18 protein-coding genes are annotated in these 16,181 nt (G+C 65.2%); 7 read left to right on the top strand and 11 right to left on the bottom strand.

The window, feature by feature from the left end; translation table 11 throughout:
• Nucleotides 1-10: 10 nt before the first annotated feature.
• The 8 genes from ccmB to BLT40_RS06320 form a co-directional block, all read right to left on the bottom strand.
• Nucleotides 11-697 (bottom strand): heme exporter protein CcmB, encoded by a 687-nt coding sequence (ccmB, locus tag BLT40_RS06355; protein WP_090352318.1) that lies wholly within the window; start codon nt 695-697, stop codon nt 11-13.
• Nucleotides 694-1,329: a heme ABC exporter ATP-binding protein CcmA gene (gene ccmA / locus BLT40_RS06350; RefSeq protein ID WP_090352316.1), complete on the bottom strand. Its 636-nt coding sequence runs from the start codon at nt 1,327-1,329 to the stop codon at nt 694-696. Before ccmA ends, ccmB begins: the two co-directional genes overlap by 4 nt.
• Nucleotides 1,330-1,388: 59 nt before the next feature.
• Entirely contained in the window at nt 1,389-2,768 is a 1,380-nt protein-coding gene (locus tag BLT40_RS06345) for an FAD-dependent oxidoreductase (RefSeq protein WP_090352314.1), read from the bottom strand.
• Between the two features lie 88 nt (nt 2,769-2,856).
• Nucleotides 2,857-3,366: a polyhydroxyalkanoate synthesis repressor PhaR gene (gene phaR / locus BLT40_RS06340; RefSeq protein ID WP_036113645.1), complete on the bottom strand. Its 510-nt coding sequence runs from the start codon at nt 3,364-3,366 to the stop codon at nt 2,857-2,859.
• A gap of 126 nt (nt 3,367-3,492) precedes the next feature.
• Complete coding sequence (locus BLT40_RS06335) at nt 3,493-4,998, bottom strand: DHA2 family efflux MFS transporter permease subunit (RefSeq protein WP_090352539.1); 1,506 nt, start codon at nt 4,996-4,998, stop codon at nt 3,493-3,495.
• A gap of 62 nt (nt 4,999-5,060) precedes the next feature.
• Nucleotides 5,061-6,260, bottom strand: coding sequence for an HlyD/EmrA/EmrK family protein (locus BLT40_RS06330; protein WP_090352309.1), 1,200 nt, complete (start codon nt 6,258-6,260; stop codon nt 5,061-5,063).
• Nucleotides 6,257-7,717: an efflux transporter outer membrane subunit gene (locus BLT40_RS06325; protein WP_090352307.1), complete on the bottom strand. Its 1,461-nt coding sequence runs from the start codon at nt 7,715-7,717 to the stop codon at nt 6,257-6,259. Before BLT40_RS06325 ends, BLT40_RS06330 begins: the two co-directional genes overlap by 4 nt.
• Nucleotides 7,714-8,229 (bottom strand): MarR family winged helix-turn-helix transcriptional regulator, encoded by a 516-nt coding sequence (locus BLT40_RS06320; protein ID WP_090352304.1) that lies wholly within the window; start codon nt 8,227-8,229, stop codon nt 7,714-7,716. Before BLT40_RS06320 ends, BLT40_RS06325 begins: the two co-directional genes overlap by 4 nt.
• A gap of 245 nt (nt 8,230-8,474) precedes the next feature.
• Between BLT40_RS06320 and BLT40_RS06315 the strand changes: the two genes are divergently transcribed.
• Complete coding sequence (locus BLT40_RS06315; protein WP_090352302.1) at nt 8,475-9,353, top strand: hypothetical protein; 879 nt, start codon at nt 8,475-8,477, stop codon at nt 9,351-9,353.
• Here the strand turns inward: BLT40_RS06315 and BLT40_RS06310 are convergent.
• Entirely contained in the window at nt 9,350-10,141 is a 792-nt protein-coding gene (locus BLT40_RS06310; RefSeq protein ID WP_090352300.1) for a TatD family hydrolase, read from the bottom strand. The two genes, BLT40_RS06315 and BLT40_RS06310, sit on opposite strands and share 4 nt — an antisense overlap.
• A gap of 143 nt (nt 10,142-10,284) precedes the next feature.
• Between BLT40_RS06310 and BLT40_RS06305 the strand changes: the two genes are divergently transcribed.
• The gene (locus tag BLT40_RS06305; RefSeq protein ID WP_036113634.1) at nt 10,285-10,881 is read left to right on the top strand and encodes a glycine zipper 2TM domain-containing protein; all 597 of its coding nucleotides are present in this window, start codon (nt 10,285-10,287) and stop codon (nt 10,879-10,881) included.
• Between the two features lie 30 nt (nt 10,882-10,911).
• Nucleotides 10,912-11,379, top strand: a complete 468-nt coding sequence (locus BLT40_RS20725; RefSeq protein ID WP_043693693.1) for an outer membrane lipoprotein — start codon at nt 10,912-10,914, stop codon at nt 11,377-11,379.
• A gap of 169 nt (nt 11,380-11,548) precedes the next feature.
• Here the strand turns inward: BLT40_RS20725 and BLT40_RS06295 are convergent, their stop codons facing one another.
• Nucleotides 11,549-11,983, bottom strand: coding sequence for a cell wall hydrolase (locus tag BLT40_RS06295; RefSeq protein WP_036113631.1), 435 nt, complete (start codon nt 11,981-11,983; stop codon nt 11,549-11,551).
• A 493-nt stretch (nt 11,984-12,476) separates the two neighbouring features.
• Nucleotides 12,477-13,259 carry a CAF17-like 4Fe-4S cluster assembly/insertion protein YgfZ gene (locus BLT40_RS06290; RefSeq protein ID WP_090352297.1) on the bottom strand — a complete coding sequence of 261 codons (783 nt, stop codon included), beginning with the start codon at nt 13,257-13,259 and terminating at the stop codon, nt 12,477-12,479.
• A gap of 126 nt (nt 13,260-13,385) precedes the next feature.
• Between BLT40_RS06290 and BLT40_RS19930 the strand changes: the two genes are divergently transcribed.
• From BLT40_RS19930 to sdhA, 4 genes are read left to right on the top strand one after another with little or no spacing between them, the layout of a single operon-like run.
• The gene (locus BLT40_RS19930) at nt 13,386-13,553 is read left to right on the top strand and encodes a DUF1674 domain-containing protein (RefSeq protein ID WP_079521375.1); all 168 of its coding nucleotides are present in this window, start codon (nt 13,386-13,388) and stop codon (nt 13,551-13,553) included.
• A gap of 60 nt (nt 13,554-13,613) precedes the next feature.
• On the top strand, nt 13,614-14,006 hold the full coding sequence (sdhC, locus tag BLT40_RS06280; protein WP_079521374.1) for a succinate dehydrogenase, cytochrome b556 subunit: 393 nt from the start codon (nt 13,614-13,616) through the stop codon (nt 14,004-14,006).
• Complete coding sequence (gene sdhD / locus BLT40_RS06275; protein ID WP_079521373.1) at nt 14,003-14,389, top strand: succinate dehydrogenase, hydrophobic membrane anchor protein; 387 nt, start codon at nt 14,003-14,005, stop codon at nt 14,387-14,389. The genes sdhC and sdhD overlap by 4 nt, the downstream gene beginning before the upstream one ends.
• Nucleotides 14,390-14,392: 3 nt before the next feature.
• A complete protein-coding gene (sdhA, locus tag BLT40_RS06270) occupies nt 14,393-16,177 on the top strand; it encodes a succinate dehydrogenase flavoprotein subunit (RefSeq protein WP_090352295.1) in 1,785 nt (594 codons plus the stop codon).
• Nucleotides 16,178-16,181 lie beyond the last annotated feature (4 nt).

Here is a 16,181-nt window from a genome sequence, read left to right as displayed (position 1 = left end):
GTTGTGCGCTTCATGAGTCCATCGCGATGCGCAGCGCCGCGGCACACGCCAGAGGTGCCAGCACCAGCGCCAGGACCAGTCCGGCGCCGAGCCACGCCACCGGGGCGACCCAGGGGAGGCCTTCCTGCGCGGCCGACACAGCCCCCGCAGCGAAGATGACGACCGGCACGCAAAGCGGCAGAAGCATGAGCGCAAGCAGCATACCAGAGCGTCGCGACCCGGCCGTCAGCGCGACCAGAATCGCGCCCAGCAGGCACAGCAACGGCGTGGACAACGCAAGGGTCGCCACGAGCACGGGCATGGCCGGTGCGGGCAGCTTCAGCATGCTGGCAAGCAACGGCGCGACGACGATCAGCGGTAGCGACGAGACGATCCAGTGGGCGAGGATCTTGACGCCCACCAGCAAGGCCAGCGGCTGCGGCGCGAGCATCAGCAGCTCCATCGAGCCGTCTTCGATATCGCCACGAAAAAGGTTGTCGAGCGAAAGCAGGATCGCGAGCACGACCGTGACCAGCACGACGCCACCGGCGATGCGGGCGAGCAGGGCAGGCTCGGGTCCGAGGGCAAACGGGAACAGCGTCGCGACGATCACCGCGTAGAGCACGGGCATGGCGATATCGCCGCGCCGGCGCCAGGCCAGGGTCAGGTCGCGCCGCAGCAGGGCGGCGCAGGCGGCGGGTGTGCTTCCTGGCGTCATGCGTGCAGCCGGATGCGGCGCGGCGAGTCGCCCGCGAAAGAGACCGCCCCGTGGCTCGTCACCAGGGCCGCACCACCTCGCGCCGCATGGCGCTCCAGCAGGCGATTGACCAGCGCGATGCCTTCACGGTCGAGATTGGCGTAGGGCTCGTCGAGCAGCCATACGCGTGCCGGCAGGATCAGCAAGCGGGCGAGCGCCACACGCTTCTTCTGGCCGGCGGAGAGGCGACGCACGGACTCATCTTCGTATCCGGCGAGGCCTACCTCGCCGAGGGACACATCGATATCGGCGCCGCCGCGCAGGCCGTACAGTCCGGCGGCGACACGCAGATTCTCGCGAGGCGAGAGGTCGAGTTTGAGGCCGGGGTGGTGGCCGAGAAAGACCACGGCCCCGGCGACGGTATCGAGCGAAAACGGGGCGCCGTCGAGCAGGACCTCCCCCGAACCGGGGCGAAGCATGCCGGTAAGCACCCGCATCAGCGTGGTTTTACCACTGCCGTTGTCGCCTTCGATCAGTGCGATTTCGCCCTCGCGCAGTGCGAAATCCACCGGACCGAAGACCGGCTCATCCTGGCGCAGGAAGCACAGGGAGCGCGCTTCAAGCAGGACGGCGTTGGCGGCGGCGACGGTCATTCCGACGATTGTCCGGGCCATGCGGCAGCTTGTCCATGCGTGACTGTGTCGCGGCTTCCTCAGCCCCGATCGAACGCCTCGGCCGGCAACGGAGGCAAGGTCGCCTGTAGTGCCCGCACAGCCGCCTCGATATCCACCGACGCCACGCTTTCATGCCCCAGCAGGAGCTGCTCCACCAGCACGTCCTGCGCCTGCCCGCGCTCCAGCGCGTAGCGGTAAGGCAGATGCGTAAACGTCACCATCCGGTAGCGCGGCAGGTAGTGCGTCGGGCAACGCTCCGTCAGCAGCGCACCCAGTTCGCGCTTGCGCAGGAACACGGGATCCGCGACCTTGTCGCGCATCTCCACGTAATTCTCCAGGGCCATTCGTGCGATCGCGTCGGCATTGGGCTTGCGCGTCGCTTCGAAGGCGGCGAACACGGCCGCCGGATCGGACGGATTCGCCGCGAACAGGTCCGCCAGCTCGGCCGCGTCTTCGAATCCGCAGTTCATACCCTGACCGTGAAACGGCACGATCGCGTGCGCGGCGTCGCCGATCAGCAGGGCACGGCCACCGATATGCCAGCGATCCAGGTAAAGCGTCGCCAGCGTGCCGACCGGATGGGCCGCCCAGTCGTTCGTGAACTCGGGCATCAGCGCCAGCGCATCGGGAAATTCCGTGCGGAAAAAGCCCTCGGCGGCGGCCGCGCCTGCGATCGTACGGAAGCTGGGGTGCTCGCCATCGTTGGGCAGGAACAGCGTTACCGTGAAGCTGCCCTCGCGGTTCGGGAGGGCGATGCACATGTAATGGCCGCGCGGCCAGATATGCAGCGCGTTGCGTTCGATGGCGAAAGGCGCGGAGGGATCCTTGCCAGGAGGAATCTCGAGTTCCTTGTAGCCGTGACCCAGCTCCTCGATCCGTTCGCCGAGCGGCGAATGTCGGTGCATCTCGGCGCGCAATGCCGACCCGGCGCCATCGGCACCGATGATGACGGGCGCGTCGATGCTGCGCTCGGTTCCGTCCATGCTGCGCAGCATGAGTCTGCCCGCGTCCAGATCGGCCCCGGCCAGGCCCTGATCGAAATGGATGGTCGCGCCGGCGGCTTCGGCGGCATCGAGCATCAGGTTATTCAGGCCACCTCGCGACACCGACCAGATCACTTCGGAATCGTCCACCCCATAGCGCTGCAGGCCGCTGTGGCCGGCCGGATCGTGCACCATGCGGCCGCGCATCATGACCGCCTGTTCGAGCACCTGCCCGGCGAGACCGGTGGCGCGCAACGCATGCAGGCCGCGTTCGGCCAGGGCGAGATTGATCGAACGGCCGCCCTGAAAGCCCGCCTTGCGGGGATCGGAGCGCTTCTCGAAGACGGAGACGCGGAAACCGCGCTGGGTCAGCAGGGTGGCGACCATGGCGCCGACCAGTCCGGCGCCGACCACGGCGATGTCGTTACGGGGCATGGCGGCCTGTTTTTGCTGCGCAATATTGCGGGGCAGCGCATCGTGCGCCGCAGCGCCGCCGGGAGCAAGTCCCCGGCGGCGGGATGCGTCAGCTTGCCTTCTTACCCGGCCGCGACGTCTGGCTCTGGCGCGAGGCGGGCTCGGGCGGCTTGGCCGTGGCGGCATCGAGGAAACCGCGCTGCATCGACTTCCAGACGTCGAGGTTGCGCTCGGTCATTTCGTTGAGCATGGACCACGGGGTCTGGCCCATCAGGCTGTTGAGCTGGGTACGGAACTGCTGCTGCTGGTCGAGGAAGACCTGCAGGCTGCGCTCCAGATACGGGCCCATGAAGCCCTGCAGGGAGTCGCCGTAGAACCGGATGATGTGCGACAGCAGCTGCGGGGAGAGCATCGGCTGACCGTGCTCTTCGTGTTCGGAGATGATCTGCAGCAGGACGGATCGGGTCAGGTCGTCACCGGACTTGGCGTCGCGGACTTCGAAAGTTTCCCCGTCGAGGACCAGCTGGCGGACTTCTTCCAGCGTGATGTAGCTCGAGATCTCCGTGTCATACAGACGACGGTTCGGATACTTCTTAATGATGCGTAGGGATTGTGCCATGCGGCGAAAGCTACCACGTGGTATTGCGTCGCACCAGTTGTCGCACCGTCTTGTAAACGTTTGCGGTTTCACATATGGGATTGGAACGATTTAAATAACGCCGATTTAATATTCGGAGGTGCGGCGTCAGTGCGCCGCCGCTCCTCCGGCATTTCCGAACGGCGGCTTCGCCAGCCAGAGAATCGGTATCAGTGCCAGGAAAAGGATTCCGCACAGCCAGAAGACGTCGTTGACGGCCAGGGTCAGCGCCTCCCGGTTGACCACCTGATCCAGTACGGTTCGCTGTGCCTGCCCGTGCAGGTTCATCATCTGCAGGCGGTCGACATAGCCCATCGCCGCCGGTGACGCCGGATTGACGTATTCGGTCAGCGACGCGTGGTGCGCTTCGCCGCGATGCTGCCAGATCGTCACCGTGAGCGCGGTCGACACGCTCGACGCGAGCGTGCGGCAGAAGTTGGCCAGTCCCGATGCACCGGCGATCTGATCGGGTCGCAGGCCGGACAGGAAGATCTGGTTCAGCGGAATGAAGAAGCACGCGATGCCGATGCCCATGACGAAGCGAGGCAGCACCAAGGTGGCGAACGACGCGCCGCTATTGAAGGTCGAAAACCAGAACGCGGTGAACGCGAACACGAGGAAGGCGAAGGTCACCACCGCGCGCAGTTCCAGCCGCTGGATGTTCTTGCCGATGATGGGCGACATGAGGAACGCGAGGATGCCGACGGGCGCGGTCGCCAGGCCGGCCCATGTCGCGGTATAGCCCAGCGTCGTCTGCAGCCACAGCGGGAACACCACGGTGATGCCGAAGAAACCCAGCATGCCCAGCGACAACGCGCTGACGCCCACGGCGAAATTGCGCCGCGTGAACAGCGACAGATCCACCACCGGATACTTCGCGGTGAGCTCCCAGATGACCAGGAACGTCAGCGCGACCACCGCGATGAGGCCGAGCGTCAGGATCAGCGGCGAAGCGAACCAGTCGTGGTCGTTGCCGTTGTCCAGCATGAACTGCAGGCAGCCCACACCGAGCACCAGCAGGAACAGGCCTACCGAATCGATCGGTGCGCGCACGATCTTCGTTTCACGGGTGCGCAGGATCGCCCAGGTGATCACGCCCGCCGCGGCGCCCACCGGTACGTTGATGTAGAAAATCCACGGCCAAGAGAAATTGTCCGTGAGGTAGCCGCCGAGGATCGGGCCGAAGATCGGCGCGACGACCACGGTCATCGCCCACATCGCCAGCGCGATGCCTTGTTTGTCCTTTGGATAGCTCGCCAGCAGCAGCGACAGCGACAATGCCACCATCGGGCCGGAGCCCGCACCCTGCAGCAGGCGGAACAGCACCAGCATCGGCATGCTGGTGGCCAGGCCGCACAGCATCGAGAACGCGACGAACAGCGCGACGGAGAAGCAGAAGGTCTTCACTTCGCCGAAGCGCTTGGCGATCCATCCGGTCAGCGGCTGCATCACCGCGCTGGCCAGCGCGTACGAACTGATCGCCCACGTGCCCTCGTTCGAACTCACGCCCAGGCTGCCCGCGATATGCGGCACGGCCACGTTGACGATCGTCATGTCGAGAATCTCCATGAACGTGGAGAACGCGACGGCGATGGTCAACAGGACCAGCTGCATGCCCTGCAGGGGTTTCGGGCCCGCCGGTGCGGGCGCGGCGTCCGGAATGGCGACGGCGTCGCTCAAGGCGCACTGGCTCCGAGGTTCTTGCGCACGATCTCGTCAGCGGCGGCATCGGCCTTCGCGGCTACCTCGTCGTAAACGGTGGTCTGCGCGACCGGCGTCGTCGACGGAGCCCTGGCCAGAACGTCGCCATCGTCGTTGGAGATATCGAGCGTCACGGCGGTGGACAGGCCGATACGCAGCGGGTGCTTGTCGAGGTCCTTCGCATCCAGCGCGATGCGAACCGGGATGCGCTGCACCACCTTGATCCAGTTGCCGGTGGCGTTCTGCGCGGGCAGCAGCGAGAACGCGCTGCCGGTACCGGCGCCGAGACCGATCACGTGCCCGTGGTATTCCACACCGCCACCGTAGATGTCGGCTTCGATCTTCGCCGGCTGGCCGATGCGCACGTGGCGCAGCTGGCTCTCCTTGAAATTCGCCTCGACCCACAGGTCGTGCAGAGGAATCACCGTCATCAGCTGCTGGCCGGGCTGCACGCTGTTGCCCACCTGGACGCTGCGCTGCGCGACGTAGCCGTCGATGGGCGCGACGATCGCGTTGCGTTGCGACGCGACCCAGGCCTGACGGAAGTTGGCGCGTGCCTGTTCGACCGCCGGATTGGATTCGACATCGCTGCCGTCGATCAGCGCGCGCGACGCATCGGCCTGACGCTGTGCGGATTCCAGTGCGGACTGCGCGGTGTCCACCGCGTCGCGGGCGTGCTGCACTTCTTCCGGTGCGACGGCTTTTTCGGCGAGCAGGGGCAGGCGACGCTTCAGGTCGTCCTGCGCACGCTTCAGATCGTTGCGGCGTGCGCCGAGCGCGGCGTCCGCGCTGGCGGCCGACTGCGTCTGCTGGCGGACCTGACGAACCGCCTGCGCCAGGGCGCTGCTGGCTTTGCGCAAGGCCACATCGGCGTCGGTAGCGTCCAGGCGGACGAGCACCTGACCCGCGTTGACCCGCTGCGTGTCGTCGGCGAACACGCCGGTGACGATGCCGGGCACCTGCGCCGAGATACCCACCTGGTTACCGCCCACATAGGCGTCATCGGTGGTCTCGCGGGTCGAGAACACGAACAGCCACAGCAGGAACCACGTCGCCGCGGCCAGGAGGAAGACGATCAGGGCGATCAGCAGCGCACGGCCTCGCTCGCGCTTGTCCCTGGGCGCGTTGCCGCTTTCCACCGGGGCGCGCTGGGTATCGGTCGGGTTGGCGCTCATGGGCTCTGGGTTCCGTTCGTGCTGGGCGTGGAAGAGGTGTCGACGGGTTCGGCGCGATAGCCGCCCCCGAGGGATTTGATCAGGGCGACATCGGTGGACAAGGCCTGGCCCTGAAGGTCGGCGTCCATATCCAGCTGCTGCGCCAGCGAGGCTTCGGTGGCAAGCGACTCGCGGTCGTCACGCACGCCGCGTGCCGCCCGCGCCTTCGCGCTGGCGAGCAGGGTATTGGCGGCATCGATCTGCGCGGCTTGCTCGGTGCGTCGGGCGGCGATCTGCTGTGCACCGAGCGCCTGTGTGGCGACGTCGCGTGCGGCCGAGGCCACGGTGGCGTTGTACTGAGCGACGGCGGCGCCGAGCTGCGCCTGGCTGACGCCGTGGTTCGCCTCGAGCGTCCCGCCTTCGAAGATCGGCAGGTGCAGTGCGGGCGTCAGCGAGAACACGCGGCTGCTCGCGGAGAAGAGCTTGTCCATGTCGATGCTGGACAAGCCCGCCATGCCCGACAGGCTCACATCTGGGAAAAACTGGGCGCGTGCGGCGTCGGTCTGCCGTAGCGCGGCTTCGACCTGCCAGCGGCTGGCCGCGATGTCCGGCCGGCGTGCCATCAGGTCGGTGCCGACGTTCGCCGGCAGGCCGGGGGCGACGGCGGGAAGCGCACGCGGCGTTAGCGCGGGCAGCTGCCCAGGCGAGACGCCGACCAGCGTGGCCAGCGAGGCACGGCGGATGTCCGCCGATCCCTGCAACGCCACACGCTGCTGGCGGGCACCGGACAGCTCGGCACGTGCCTGCTGCACGGTATCGGGTACGTCCACGCCCTGTTTCACACGAAGGTCGGCGATACGCAGCGCGCGTTCGCGGACGGCGATGAGCCGGTCCGCGATGGCCACGCGCGACATGTCCGCGAGCCAGCCGAAGTAGGTGTCCGCGACGACCGCCTGGATCGCGAGGGACGACGCCGAGCGCTCCGCTTCCGCCGCCCGCGCGCTGTCGATCGCGGACTCGAGGGTAAAGCGCTTCTTGCCCCACCAGTCGAAGTCGTAGCTGACCTGCACGCCGATGTCGGCCTGGTTGTACCAGGTGAATCCGAGGAACTGCGCCGGAATCAGGCCGTGCTCGCTCATGCGCTGGCGTGCGACCTGCGCGCTGCCGTCCACGCGCAGGCCCGCCTGCGCCGCGGCCACGCGAATGTTCTGCTGCGCGCTGTCGACGCGTGTCTTCGCCTGGGCGAGATCGGGCGCGCCGCGCAGGGCCATGTCCATCAGCACGTCGAGCTGTGGGTCGCCGTACGCACGCCACCATTCGGCGGCGGGCCAGCCCGGGCGCTGGTCGGTCACGAGGCCGGCCAGCGGCACGTCGTCGCGCAGGGCAGGGCGGTCGATCTTCGCGGGCACGTGGCAGGCCGCGAGCGACACGGCCAGCATGCCCGCCAGCAGCGTGGGGCGGAACGGTAAGGATTTCATGGGGTTTCCGCGGTATCCAGATGCAGGGCCAGTTTTTTCAGCAGCCCTTCGAAGGTCTTTCGTTCCGTAGCGCTGAAGCAGGCGAACTTCGACACCACGTCGGGGAACATCGGCGGGAGCAGCGTGCGCACGAACTGCCTGCCTTCCGTCGTGATCGTCAGCACGACCTGACGGCGGTCCTGCGTGGCGTGCGAGCGGGTGATCAGGCCGCGTTTGGCGAGCAGATTGGTGATGCGGGTCATGTTGGTCGGCTTCTGCTCGGCCAGCGCGCAGAGCTCGCTGGGCGTCGAACTGCCGTTCCGGGATGAATACAGCATCATCAGCGTGCGGAAATCGCTGTCGTTGAGGTCGAACGGCCTGAGCCTGGTCTCCACGTTGCGCTGCAGGGCTTCGCCCGTCAGCAAAAGCAGGCGGATGAGCAGCACCTCGCATTTCGGCAAGCCGTCGATGTTCTCGGCGACCCGGTCGACGCCCTCGTAGAGGGCATCGACGCATGGTTTCAGGGTGGACATTACGCTGGCTAATAGTTCGCTGGTGAACTATTAGCCTAGCAAGCAGTGGCTTCAGGCAACAAGTGCCTTCGTGCCCCGGACCGCCTTGGCGACTAAGCGCGCCCTATCAGCCACATCGGGCGCAGCTGCCGAATGCGGATGACGAAATAAATCGACATCATCGTCGGGCGGCTGTTCGTCGACTCCTGCGAAGCGCATAGTCACCGTGCATGAGGACCATGCAGCCATGGGAAAAGGAGAGCCATATGACGACGGACAAGCCATCGAACACGACCGACACTGCCAAAGCCCCGCAAGATCGCTGGACCATCGCTATGCCTTCCGGGCCGGAAGAGAACGCCAATCCGAGGCGGGGGCGCGACCGGGTCCCGGAGCCCGTATCGGCGGCGGCGTCCTTCCCTGCCGGCGGTGACGGTTCCTCAAGGGTATCGAAGCTCAGGCCGGGCGGGCGCGATCCCATCCATGTCGATCCCGGTGCGTGGATTGCTGATCGCGGCGTGGTCGCCACCGACCCCGATGGTAGCCTGGTAGGCGGAGAACTCATCGCGTGGCAAATCGAGCCCGGCGACCCTCATGCGGAAGCGCAGCCACATTTCCTCATCGACGGTCGCCCGTCAAAATACGCCAGCACCTACACCGATTCCGGTGGTCGGGCGGTACCGCCGGTGCCGCTTATCGCATCGGGGTTGCCGGGTGATAACTTCACGGTCCGGGCATTCACGGTGAACGCGCCCATCGATCGCAAGGTCGAACACGAATTCTTCGTCCGTGTCGCGTCGAACGTGCCGACCACGCTCGAAGGAGAGTTTTATGGCACGCGTAAGCTGGCTGCGGGTATGACGCACGATCTCGCGGGAATCTTCGAGCTCAAGGATCAGGACGGGAAATATTACGATTTCGGATCGCTCGTCTTCGAAATTCTCGACCCATACAATGCGCCGGCGTTTTTCGGGTTCGCGCCTGGCTCGCTCGCCGGTGTCGCGCTGACCGGGACAAAGCTGAAGCTCGAGGGAAGGCCTCAGGTGCACGTGTGGCCGGCCACCGTCGAATCGCCCTTCATCATCCGGGTGAGTCGCTATGGGCTGCTTCCAAAGGATTTTCAGTTCTGGTCCGTTCCGCGCTAGCGAGCGTCGTCGACTCGTGCGCGCCCGAGCGAGAAGAGACGACCGGCGTTGCGTGTCGTGACCTCCGCGACCTCCTCGCGGCTGATGCCGCGCAGGACCGCCACGGTGTCCACGACATCGGTCATGAACGCCGGCTCGTTGCGTAGCCCGCGACGATGCATACAGGGCTGATCGGGCGCATCTGTTTCGAGCAGAAGCCACTCCGCCGGCATGGTCGCGACGACGCGTTGGATACGGTGAGCCCGGTCGTAGGTGACCGGGCCGCCGATGCCGATGTGGAAGCCAAGGTCGAAGAGTTGCCGGGCTTGCTCCTCGCTTCCCGAGAAGCTGTGCACCACGCCACGCAATCCGCCGACCCGGCGAAGCGTATGGATGACCTCCTCGAACGCCCGGCGTGCATGCACGATCACCGGAAGGCCGTGCTCCTTCGCGATGCCCAGCTGGCGGATGAACACGTCGCGCTGCCGCTCCGGATCCAGTCCTTCGACGTACCAGTCCAGCCCGATCTCGCCCACGGCCACGGCGCCGTGGCCATCGAGCCAGTCGGGCAGTTCGGCGAGGTGCTCGTCGCGGTGCCGGTCGATGAACAAGGGATGCAGTCCGTAGGCGGGAAAAACGCCGTCCCTCTCACCGGCGAGTCGTTCGATCGTTTCCCAGTTGCCGCGATCGATCGCCGGCACGATCCAGCGGCGAACGCCCGCCGCGGCTGCGCGTTCGTACATCTCATGCCGGTCGCTGTCGAACGACGCGTCGTCCAGATGTGCGTGGGTGTCGACCAGATCGACCATGTAAGCGTGATGCCTGAATGAAGGTAGCGACAGTCTAAGGCCTCATTCAGTTTAACGAATGTCAAATGTCCTCCGAGGCGACTTCCGGGAGATGGGGCTCATGCGCCATCGAGGTCGCGGACCTTCGTTAGGAGAGTAGGGTTATGAGCAGTCTGAAGATTTCCGTCCTGAACATCGCGTTGGGCGCGGCGCTGGTGTGCGGCCTGTCCGCGTGCAACCGCGACGCGAATGCCGATGTGTCCTACCGTGGCGACGGCGCCGCGGCCTCTGCTCCCGCGCCCGCACCGGCCGGCCCGAAGTACGGCCGCGTGGTCAGCGTCGATCCGGTCCGCGAGGCGGCCTCGTCGCCGCAGCGCGAGTGCCACGATGAGGTGGTGACGCGCCATGTGCCGGTCAGGGACCAGCATCAGATTGCCGGAACGGCCATCGGCGCGGTCGCCGGCGGTCTGCTCGGCAACCAGATCGGCGGTGGAAAGGGGCGCACGCTGGCGACGGTGGCCGGCGCGGTGGGTGGCGGCTATGCGGGCCACGAGATCCAGGAGCGTCGCCAGGAAACGAATACCACCACGAGCACGGTGCGCAAGTGCAGCACCGTGGCTGGCACGTCGGGTGACAAGATCGTCGCCTATGACGTTCGCTACGAATACAACGGCGTGACGCGTTCGGTGCGTATGGATCACGATCCGGGCGATCGCGTCGAGGTACAGGAAGGCGTGTCGGTCGTCTCCGACGCACGCTGATTCTCCAACGCGTTCCCAGAGGCTTCATCCATGTACAGCATTGTCCGCAAGTCCGGCCTCGTCGCCGCCGCCGTCGCCACGCTGTCGTTGACCGCGTGCTATGAGCAGCCACGTCGTGTGTATCGCGAGGATCGCGTCGTATATCAGGGCGCACCGCGTGGGTGCGAGCAGTGCGGCGTCGTGGACGACGTCGAGCAGGTCTATACACAGCGCGACTCGTCGCCGCTGGGTGCCGTCATCGGCGCGGTCGCCGGTGGTTTGCTGGGCAACACCATCGGCAAGGGTGACGGTCGTTCGGCCGCCACCGTCGGCGGCGCGGTGGTCGGCGGCGTGGTCGGTAATCAGGTCGGCAAGCGCAATGGTGCCGATCAGGTCGCCTTCCGCGTGAGCATCCGTCTGGACGACGGTCGCCGGGCCACGGTGACCCAGGTGGAAGATCCCCAGCTGCGTCGCGGCGATTACGTCGAGGTGCGCGGGGATCGTGTCTATCGGCGTTGATCGTTTAGACGTATGGACGGCTAAATAAAAAACCCGCTTCGGCGGGTTTTTTTATGATCGACGAGAAAATCGGGCGCAAAAAAAGACCCTCATCCGAGGGCCCCTTTTCCCGGGAAAGCACAAGCTGCCCGCTCTGCCTTCCTTTTCCCCGCACGTTGTGAGGCCGTTGTCAGTTCACGGCGTAGAACGCGTGGTCGCCGATCTTGCGAACGATACGGCTTGCGGACCAGTTCGGCGAAACGGCAGCCGTGGCGAAGTGGTCGGCCTGCGGAACATAAACGAGTCGTTCACTCTTTGGCAGGCTCCAGTTATTGAGGGAGTCGCCTGCCACCTTCCATGCCTTGGACCAGGAGACGAGATCCGTGATCTCGAAATCCTTCGGCGTGGTGGTGATCGCGAACTGATGTGGCGCCGAAACGACGTCGCACACCTTGTCGCCGCCCATGCCGCGGTCGCGGCGTCGAAGGGCGACTTCCGCCACAGCGTACTGGCCGATGGTGGGTTCGCTACGTGCTTCGAGGTATACCGTCGTCGCCAGGCACGTCTGGTCGGCGAGGTGGCTCGGGAGGACGGACGCCATCCAGAGCAGCGCGGAAAGTTTCATGTGTATCTGCCTCCAACGAGCTTTTCCGTCACTTGCGGCTTTCTTTCGGAAAGAGCCATGGGGGACGTATGAGCGGTAGACGGGCGGGCAGGCCGTTACTACCTGGACCAACCGACGACATCCGATGTTGTGTTTGGAGAAACACGGATGAGGCGGGCGTCACACACTGTGACTGTACTGGGCGACTGTCCGGAGTCGCCCGGTATGGGGGTGCACCGAAAGGGAGCGGCTCGCAAAGGCGGCGGCTCCGTCGGCTGACTACGCGCTACTCATGGGCTGCGCGTTGCTTCAATCTCCGGCTTTCGCCGGGTCGCGCCAGAACCGTCATCATCGACGGATCGTCGCGGGTGTAACCGTGGAGAAACACCACGACCACTTAAATTGGATCGGCGGAGCCTAGTGGCGCTGCACGAATTCTGCAAGTGCGTGAGCTGTCCGGTTCAGCTTTAACTCACACATTGCGTGAGACACATTCTTGCGAACCTGCGAAAGATCACGCTTCGAATGTCGATAAGATGTGTAGGTGCTTGTCATCTATTTCAAGAGTCTCTGCCGATGCAATGCCGTCGTCGAGTACGACAAGCGATATAGATGAAGGTTGCGATGCCGCATGCATCAGCACGATACCTATATCGCGGCCGTTAACGCGTAGCGTCTCGCCCTCGCGCAACGTGTCATCGCTTCGCACGACGTGCAGATGCTTTTTGTGACCGCCCAGAAAATGCAGTCGCGCAGCGATTTCCTGGCCAGGGAAACAGCCCTTGTCGAATGCGACGGCAACCAGTCGCTCCATCGACAAAGCGGGCGGAAGCAGCGCGTCGGTCGCCTCGTCGGGAAGCCACGCATATCCTTTCCGTATGTGACGCGCGTACCACGTGTCTCCACCTTGCATCGTATTTATACGTGTCGATGTATCGCCTTCACCGAAATACAAGGCGTCATCTTCTTCGCGTATGTCGCCATCGCCGATCGCGTCACCGTCGGATACATGCAGTACATCGGATACCGCGATCTTCACCTTCGAACGAAACACGAAACGCCTGAGATCGGACGCCAGCATCTCCGCGTCGCCACCGCGCGGAACGACGACGAATCGCTCGTTGTCGGGGCGCGCGATCTGGAGCAGGGCACGAACCCGCCCCTTGGGGTCGAGCCAGCCGCTCCACTGCCAGCGACCCACCCCGAGAGAGAGCACGGCGCTGCCGAACTGGGCGTTGGCGAATGCGGCCGCGTCGGGGCCGGTCAGGGTGATCGTGCGAGTGGTACGGCTCGGCATGGGGAGGCGCAAGTCGGGGCGGAGGCGTAGGATATACGGTCGGCCCAAGGCCAAACCAAGGTTCCGCCCGATCGTCAAGGTTGTGCTGATTTGCCACAGGTATTACCCTTTTGGGGCTTTATAACCATGTCCGACAATCCCTCCGAGTCCAAAGGCCCGAACGATTCCGCCCCGGCGAAGCCGCTCGTACCGCCAGTCGTCCCCACGAACGGCGAGCCAAAGGTCGATAAGGCGCCGCTGGACCCCACGCGTTATGGCGACTGGGAAAAGAACGGACGCTGTATCGACTTCTGAGTTCAGGAAGGCAAGGGTAGGTGCGTCGGGCATCAGCGATTCCAATCCAGGATAGCCGCCATGGCACAAACGGGACGACCGCTCTCACCGCATCTCCAGGTCTACAAATGGCAAGTGCAGATGGCTACCTCCATCCTGCATCGCGCCGCGGGGATCATCCTCGCCGTAGGTAGCCTGATCATTGTCTGGGGGCTGTGCGCCCTCGCCGCTGGCCCCGACGCCTTCTCGACGTTCTCGGCCTGCGCCGGCAGCCTCGTCGGCACGCTGGTCATGATCGGCTGGACCCTGGCCTTCTTCTATCACCTCGCCAACGGCATCCGTCACCTGGTGCAGGACACGGGGAAGGGCTACGCGATCGCGTCCTTCGTCCGCTCCAGCTGGCTGTCTATCATCGCCGCCATCGTGCTGACCGTGCTCGTCTGGGCGTATCTGCTGCTCGGAGGTCACGCATGAGCAAGGATCTGCGTAACCCGCTCGCCCGTGCCCGCGGCCTGGGCTCCGCGAAGGACGGTGTCGGACACTGGATGCAGCAGCGCACCACCGCGCTGGCGCTGGTGTTCCTGACGATCTGGTTCGTCCTCGTGGTGCTGAGCCTGGTCCACACCGACTACGCCACGGCCCGCGCCACTATCGCCAGGCCCTGGAACGCGGTCCTGCTCATCGCTCTCATCGTCACGATGTTCAGGCATGCCGTCCTCGGCCTGCAGGTCGTGATTGAAGATTACGTCCACACGCGCTGGCTCGAAGTCGCGTCGCTGGTGGCCATCAAGTTCATCGCCGTACTCGCCGCGCTCTCGGGCGTGCTGGCCGTGCTGCGCATCGCGCTCGGAAACTGATCGATGGAAGCCTATAAGGTTCAGCAACACAAATACGACGTGATCGTGGTCGGCGCCGGTGGCGCAGGCCTTCGCGCCACCTTCGGTCTGGCCGAGAAGGGCCTCAAGGCCGCGTGCATCACCAAGGTCTTCCCGACCCGTTCGCACACCGTGGCGGCGCAGGGCGGCATTTCCGCCGCGCTCGGCAACATGGGTGAAGACGACTGGCGTTTCCACTTCTACGACACGATCAAGGGCTCCGACTGGCTCGGCGATCAGGATGCCATCGAGTACATGTGTCGTGAGGCCATCCCGGCCATCATCGAGCTCGAACACTATGGCGTGCCGTTCTCGCGTACCGAGGAAGGCAAGATCTACCAGCGTCCGTTCGGCGGCATGACCACGCACTACGGTCAGGGCACCGCGCAGCGCACCTGCGCCGCGGCCGACCGTACCGGTCACGCCATCCTGCACACGCTTTACCAGCAGGCCCTGGCGCACGACGCCACGTTCTTCATCGAATACTTCGCTATCGACCTGGTGTTCGAGGATGGCAAGTGCGTGGGCGTACTTGCCCTCGACATGAACGAAGGCACCCTGCACCTGTTCCGTGGCCATGCCGTGGTCATGGCCACGGGCGGCTACGGTCGCGCGTACTTCAGCGCCACCTCCGCGCATACCTGCACGGGCGATGGCGGCGGCATGGTGCTGCGCGCCGGTCTGCCGCTGCAGGATATGGAGTTCGTGCAGTTCCACCCGACGGGCATTTACGGTGCCGGCTGCCTGATCACCGAGGGTGTCCGCGGCGAAGGTGGTTACCTCACCAACTCCGACGGTGAGCGCTTCATGGAGCGCTACGCGCCCAACGCGAAGGACCTCGCTTCGCGCGACGTCGTCAGCCGCGCCATGACCATCGAGATCCGCGAAGGCCGCGGCGTGGGCCCGAACAAGGACCACATCCATCTCAACCTGATGCACCTCGGTCCCGAGGTCATCAACGAGCGCCTGCCGGGTATCGCCGAGTCCGCGCGTATTTTCGCCGGCGTCGACGTCACCAAGGAGCCGATTCCGGTGCTCCCGACCGTCCACTACAACATGGGCGGCATTCCGACCAACTATCACGGCGAAGTCGTGACCAAGCGCGACGACGATCCGGATTCGATCGTCCCGGGTCTGTTCGCGATCGGCGAAGCGGCCTGTGTGTCGGTGCATGGCGCCAACCGTCTGGGTTCCAACTCGCTGCTCGATCTGGTGGTGTTCGGTCGCGCCGTGGCGCATCGCTGCGCCGAGCTCATCAAGACGGGCACGCCGCACAAGGATCTCCCGGCCAACGCGCTGGACAAGATCCTCGGTCGCTTCGACGCGCTGCGTAACGCGGACGGCACGCTGCCGACCGCCGCGATCCGCGCCGAGATGCAGAAGACCATGCAGTCCGACGCCGCCGTGTTCCGCACGGGCGAGACGCTGAAGGAAGGCAAGGCCAAAATCTCCGAGGTCTTCACCTCGTTCGAGCAGGTCAAGGTCAGCGACCGCTCGCTGGTCTGGAACTCCGACCTGATCGAAACGCTGGAGCTCTCCAACCTGCTCGCGCAGGCGGTGGCTACCATGCATTCGGCCGAACAACGTCCGGAAAGCCGCGGCGCGCATGCCCGCGAGGATTTCCCGGATCGTGACGACCATGACTGGCAGAAGCACACCCTGGTGTGGATCGACGAGGCCGGCAAGTCCAGCTTCGACTTCCGTCCGGTGCACATGTACACCCTGACGGACGACGTCGAAGTCGTGCCGCCGAAAAAGCGCGTTTACTGATACC

It is taken from the genome of Dyella sp. 333MFSha (genome assembly GCF_900102405.1).
Lineage (GTDB): Bacteria > Pseudomonadota > Gammaproteobacteria > Xanthomonadales > Rhodanobacteraceae > Luteibacter > Luteibacter mycovicinus.
Note: the sequence above shows the minus strand (reverse complement) of the source record. Positions and strands in the feature narration are given on the sequence as shown.